4 protein-coding genes are annotated in these 5,042 nt (G+C 66.8%); 3 read left to right on the forward strand and 1 reads right to left on the reverse strand.

What is annotated here, in order from left to right:
- Both AAGI46_15720 and AAGI46_15725 read left to right on the forward strand, forming a co-directional pair.
- On the forward strand, positions 1–720 hold a 720-nt coding region (locus AAGI46_15720), incomplete at its 5' end, for an FAD-dependent oxidoreductase (protein ID MEM1013656.1).
- A gap of 177 nt (positions 721–897) precedes the next feature.
- Positions 898–1,839: a site-specific tyrosine recombinase gene (locus AAGI46_15725; GenBank protein MEM1013657.1), complete on the forward strand. Its 942-nt coding sequence runs from the start codon at positions 898–900 to the stop codon at positions 1,837–1,839.
- 143 nt (positions 1,840–1,982) lie between these two features.
- Here the strand turns inward: AAGI46_15725 and AAGI46_15730 are convergent, their stop codons facing one another.
- Complete coding sequence (locus AAGI46_15730) at positions 1,983–3,962, reverse strand: chloride channel protein (protein MEM1013658.1); 1,980 nt, start codon at positions 3,960–3,962, stop codon at positions 1,983–1,985.
- 168 nt (positions 3,963–4,130) lie between these two features.
- Between AAGI46_15730 and AAGI46_15735 the strand changes: the two genes are divergently transcribed.
- Complete coding sequence (locus AAGI46_15735; protein ID MEM1013659.1) at positions 4,131–5,012, forward strand: phosphatidate cytidylyltransferase; 882 nt, start codon at positions 4,131–4,133, stop codon at positions 5,010–5,012.
- Positions 5,013–5,042: the final 30 nt, after the last annotated feature.

The raw sequence follows: 5,042 nt of genomic DNA on the forward strand, positions 1-5,042 counted from the left end.
CTCGGTGAGAAGGTCACGAACGTCGAGACGGTCGAGCCGCCCCCCGGCGCTCGGAGCGAGAACTCGAAGATGGTCGAGGCGACCCTCGAGAGCGGGAAGACGCTCCGTGCCGACTGCCTGCTCTACTGCGTCGGACGTCAGGGTGCCACCGCAGAGCTCAACCTCGGCGCCGCCGGCCTCGAGGCGGACCATCGCGGACGCATCAAGGTCAACGAGCACTTCCAGACCGCGACCGAGCACATCTACGCCTGCGGCGACGTCATCGGCTTCCCGGCCCTTGCCAGCACCGCGATGGAACAGGGCCGACTCGCCGCGTGTCACATGTTCGGGATCGAGGCCCACAGCTTCCCAGACCTCTTCCCCTTCGGCATCTACGCGATCCCGGAGATCTCCATGGTCGGCAAGACCGAGGAAGAGCTGACCAACGACGGCATCCCCTACGAGGCCGGCGTCGCGACGTACAGCGAGATCGCCCGCGGGCAGCTGCTCGGCGACGAGACGGGCATGCTCAAGCTGCTCATCCATCAGGACAATCGCGACATCCTCGGCGTCCACGTCATCGGTAGCGGCGCGACCGAGCTCATCCACATCGGCCAAACCGCCATGGCCATGGGCGGCAAGGCGGACTTCTTCAGCCAGAACGTCTTCAACTACCCCACCCTCGCCGAGGCCTACCGCGTGGCGGCGCTGAACGGGCTGAACAAGATTCGGAACATCTGAGCGGTCGTCTCGGAGATCGCGAAGACGCAAAGTCGCGAAGAGGGACGCGAAGCAGAGAGAAGGATCAGGGTCTAAGACCAAAGACATATCTCAGTCTCTTCGCGTCTGACTTCGCGTCTTCGCGCCTTCGCGATCTCTGACTCCGGCGAAGAGCAGACTTTCCCCGATAACCAGAGAGTGCACACCCGCACGCCCAAACGTGAGACTGCCCCGCCGCCGTCGGGGAGGGTGCATGCGTTCCTGTCGTATCTCGCCGTCGAGCGGGGGCTGTCGCTCAACACGCGGGAGGCGTACCGCCGGGACCTGTCGGACTTCGAAACGCACATCGCCGACACCGGCGGCGATCTCGAAAGGCCGGAGCTGTCGGACGTCACGACCTATCTCGCCGAGACCACGCGTCGCGGCCGGGCGACGCGAACGGTGGCACGTCGGCTCGCGGCCATTCGCACGTACCTCAAGTACCAGGTCGAGGTCCGCCTGCGCGAGGCCGGCGATGTCGATGCGATCCTGACTCGGCTCGACGCGCCCAAGCCCGAGAAGCCGCTGCCCAAGACACTGACGCGGGACCAGGTCGACCGCATGCTGGCCGTGCCGGATGTCCAGACGCCGCTGGGCCTGCGGGACAAGGCGATGCTCGAATTGCTCTACGCGTGCGGGCTCCGTGCGACGGAGCTGTGCGAGCTGGACCTGCGCCACGTCAACCTCGTCTACCGCACGCTCCGCGTCTTCGGCAAAGGCGGCAAGGAGCGCGACGTCCCGATGGGCATGCCGGCCGCGGATGCGTTGGAGGCGTACGTCGAGACCGTTCGTCCGCAGCTGTTCGCGTACCCGAAGCTCAGCGGCAACCGCGTCTTCCTCAGCCGCACCGGTCGGCCGATGGAGCGGGTTCGTCTGTGGCAGATCGTCTCGAAAGTCGCGCGATTGTCGGGAGTGTTGAAGGAAACGGGACCGCACACGCTGCGGCACTGCTTCGCCACCCACTTGCTCGGCGGCGGAGCCGACCTCCGCGTCGTCCAGGAACTCCTCGGCCACGCCGACGTCGGGACGACGCAGATCTACACCCACGTCGACGGCGAGCGCCTCCGCGACGTCCACAAGCAATTTCATCCGCGTGGGTGAAGACGATTCGGAGATCGCGAAGACGCAAAGGCACGAAGACGGACGCGAAGCAGAGAGCAACTTCGAGAAGTCTGCTCACTCCATCCTCTGACCTTCGCGTCTCTCTTCGTGCCTTTGCGTCTTCGCGATCTCTGACAAACAAGCTACTCCTCGATCGCGTGCTGGTACCGGCGCATCACGCCTGAGCGCGTGATCATCCCGATGACGCGTCCGTCGCCCGCGTCGAGCCCGACGGGGAGACGGGCGACGTCGAGTTGGACGAACTGGTCGAACGTGCTCAGGAGGTCCTGGTCTGACGACACCAGCGGCACGTCGCGACGCATCAGTTCGCCCGCAACCACCAGCGGCACGGCCTCGCGGTCTTCGAGGGCTGCGCCGACGACCGACTCGGGGAGGAAGCCGACGTACCGACCCTCCGCGTCCAGCACCGCGAAGTCTCGAACCTGCCAGCGCTCGACCAGCTCGACCACCTTCTCGAAGGGCTCGTCCACCTGAATCGACGACGTCGGATCGAGGCCGACCTGCTCGATCGTCAGACGGCTCAACACGGCGGGGTCGGCGGCGGCGGTGCGGACGCCGCGACGACGCAGGGCCGCGGTGTAGATCGAGTCGCGATGCACGAGCCGGCTGCTGCCCATCGCGACAACCACCGTCAGCAACGCTGGCAGCAGGATCGCCTGGTTCTGGGCGGACTCGCCGGTGATTTCGAGCAGAATCAGGATGCTGGCCAACGGTGCGTGGACCACGGCCGCGAGGAAGGCGGCCATGCCGACGAGCGTGTAGGCCTCGGGGCTGACGTCGCCGAAGACGCCCGCCTGGCGTGCCACGACGCCGACCGCCCCGCCGATGACGGCCCCGACGAAGAGCGACGGCGCGATCACCCCGCCGCTGCCGCCGCTGGAGAGTGTGAAGACGGTTGCGAGCATCTTGACCACGGCCAGTCCGAGGAGCAGTCCGACCAGCGGGCCGATGGCCTGGCCGTCGTAGAACGAGCCGTCGACCGAGCCGAGGAGCGTCTCGATGATGCCGTACCCGTCGCCGTAGAACGCGGGCATCGGGTAGTCCTCAAACGCGAACGGCCCGGGCTCACCGCCGGCGATCAGAACCGCCGCCACGCCGCAGGCACCGAGGCACAATCCGCCGACAGCCGGCCTGAAGGCTTTGACCCACGACGGTCCGGTGACGAGCTTGCGGAAGACGACGTCGCCCGCCTGCATCATGCGGATCAGGATCGCCCCGCCGATGCCACAGGCGAGCCCGAGCGTCACGTACGCCGGCACCTGAGGCCAGTTGAGCAAGCCGCCGGTGAAGGCGATCTGCGGGTTGTCGAAGATGGTGATATACGCCGCGTCACTGTGGCCGTGGACATAGAGCCAGTTGACGAGCGCCCGCATCGTGACGTTCGCGATGACCGCGCTGACGACGACGGGCGTGATCGCCCGCGCGCGGAAGTCGTGCAGGACGACCTCCAGCGTGAAGAGCAGCCCACCGATCGGGGCGTTGAAGATCGCCGAGATGCCCGCCGCACAGCCGCAGGCGACGAGGACCGGCATCTGGTGCCTGGGCAGTCGGAAGAACCGGGCCACGCCACTGCTGACCGCTGCCCCAATCTGGACGATCGGCCCTTCCGCGCCCGCCGAACCACCCGAGCCGATGGAGACGGCGCTGGTGACGATCTTTTCGACGGCCGTTCGAGGTCGGACGAAGCCGCGGGTGCGTTTGACGGACTCGATGACGTCGACGACGCCGTGGCCTTCCTTTTCGCCCGAAACCACGCGGCTGATGATCCCGACGACCAGTCCGCCGACGGCCGGGATGACCAGCAGCAACCAGATGCCCGGCCCGTACAGGAAGTCCTCGCCGGCCCGGGCGTAGAGCGTGTCGCGTAGGATGAGGATCAGCTCGTGGAAGCCCACCGCCGCCGCCGCGGTCACGACGCCGACCAGGACGGCCATGGGCAGGATCAGCGTTTCTTCGGCGAGTCCGAGGCGTTTTCCGATCCGTCCCAGCAAAACGCGGAAGCGTGCCCCGACGATGCCGACGCGATCGACGACACGATCCGCCGCCGATTCGGGCGGCTCGTGGTCGTGTCGCTGGTCTGACGGAGGCTCACCGTCGGGCATCGGGCGACGCAGCGTACAGGAGCGGGAGGTGGTTTGTGATACCGGCGCGCGAAGTGCTCGAAGAACATGACGTGTCGCTTCGGTGTGGGATCGGTCGGGTGGCACCGTGGGGTCGCGATCGACTACGGTGGTCGCCCGTCGAGACGGGAACGGGTTGCCAGAGGACGTATGGACGAGAACCTTCGCCGACGATTGACGCTCGGGCCTGTGTTGCTGGCGGTCCTTGGGGGCGTGTTGGCGTTGGATGCGTGGCTGGAACAGCAACACGCCGTGAAGGGCATTGGGATCCTCGCCCTGCTGCTGCTCATGGTGCCGCTGGCGAACCTGGAGCTGGCCCGGCTCTTCACCGCGCGCAACGCGACGCCCTTCAAGCTCATCGCCTCGCTCGGCGGAGCGGCCATCGTGCTGCACGCGTTTTTCACACAGTTCGACTGGTTCAAGCCAATCGCCGCCAGCGTGCTGGCGTTTCTCATGGCGGCCGTGCCGTTGGCGAGTGCGTTGCGGAAGGTCGCCTCGCGTCAGGTCGAAGAGGCGATCACCAGCATGGCCGGGACGCTGCTGGCCGTGATGTACCTGGGCGGATTGGCGTGGTTCCTGATGGCGATCCGTGTCAAGGAAGGCGGGGCCGTCCGGGCCGACCCGATCTTCGACGGCTCGACGACCCACATCGTGATGGTTCTGCTTTGTGTGAAATTCACCGACATCGGTGCCTTTTTCACCGGCAAGTCGATCGGGAAGCGCAAACTCATCGCGTGGCTGAGCCCCGGCAAGACGTGGGAAGGCCTGGTCGGCGGACTCGTCGTCGCAGCGGCCGTCGGGGCGGCGTGTGCACCGTGGTTGCCCGAGGTCGAGTGGTGGACGGGCCTGATCTTCGGTGCCGTCTTCGGCGCAGTCGGTCAGGCGGGTGACCTGCTCGAGAGCCTCATGAAACGCGACGCGGCCGTCAAAGACTCGGGCCAAAGCCTTCCCGGCTTCGGCGGCGTGCTGGACGTCATCGACTCGCCCCTCGTCGCGGCACCGGTGGCGTACCTGCTGTTCAGCCTGGCGTGAGGCGGTAGCGTGAGGGCGTGAGCAATCGAC

The sequence above is a fragment of the Planctomycetota bacterium genome, from assembly GCA_038746835.1.
Classification (GTDB): Bacteria; Planctomycetota; Phycisphaerae; order Tepidisphaerales; family Tepidisphaeraceae; genus JBCDKH01.

What these genes read in the sequence shown, in the direction of transcription:
- AAGI46_15730 (MEM1013658.1), bottom strand. Translation starts at nt 3,962, where the DNA reads ATGCCCGACGGTGAGCCTCCGTCAGACCAGCGACACGACCACGAGCCG.
- AAGI46_15735 (MEM1013659.1), top strand. Translation starts at nt 4,131, where the DNA reads ATGGACGAGAACCTTCGCCGACGATTGACGCTCGGGCCTGTGTTGCTG.